Source organism: Gordonia asplenii (assembly GCF_012933505.1).
GTDB classification, from domain to species: domain Bacteria; phylum Actinomycetota; class Actinomycetes; order Mycobacteriales; family Mycobacteriaceae; genus Gordonia; species Gordonia asplenii.
In genome coordinates, this window is the sequence record NZ_JABBNB010000094.1 from 1 (window position 1) to 707 (window position 707).

The 707-nt window shown below is 64.2% G+C and carries 2 protein-coding genes; both read left to right on the top strand.

Annotated elements, in window-relative coordinates; all coding sequences use genetic code 11:
- The coding region (locus tag HH308_RS29330; protein WP_211188988.1) for a transposase at positions 1-337 on the top strand (337 nt) is incomplete at its 5' end.
- Positions 334-707, top strand: a 374-nt coding sequence (locus HH308_RS30610) for an IS3 family transposase (protein WP_170197826.1), incomplete at its 3' end; no start/stop codon positions are given. The genes HH308_RS29330 and HH308_RS30610, both read left to right, overlap by 4 nt.

Sequence of the window (707 nt, forward strand, 5' to 3'; positions counted from 1 at the left end):
CGATGGAGAGAGGATACTGCTGAGCATGACGAGGGAAGTACGAAGGGAGCGGCGGTCTTTCGACGATAAGTTCAAGGCCGACGTGGTGAAGATGGTGGTGGAGTTGGGGCGTTCACGCGCTGCGGTGGCCCGCGATTTGGACTTAGCCGAATCGTCGGTGGGTCGGTGGGTCGCTGAAGCGACCGGCACCATCGGGTCGGGTTCGGGTTCGCATCGGCGAGCCGCGGACCCTGACAGTGATGACCAGTTTGAGATGCGTAAACGGATCGCCGAGTTGGAGGAGGAGAACGCTTTTCTAAAAAAAGCGGCGGCCTTCTTCGCCAGGGAGCAGCGGTGAACGACAAGTACCTGCTGATCGCGGCTGAAGAAGGCAACCACTCGATCGCCCTGATGTGCCGGCTGCTGAGGGTGGACCGGACGGGCTATCACCGCTGGCACGCCGACCGCGGTGCGGGGATCGATCCCGGTTCTCGGCGGGCGCGCCGTACCCGGCTGGGCGCGGTGATCATGGGCATGTGGCTGGCGTCACGCAAGGCCCACGGTGTTCGTCGTATCCACGCCGATCTGGCCGCGGTGGGCGAGCCTGCATCGCGGTGGCTGGTGTGGAAGATCATGTGCGAGTTGGGGATTGCGGGTGTGCAGCCGCGGGCTCGTAAACGCACGACCATCCCCGCCGACGATGCCGGGCACCGCAAAGATCTGATCCG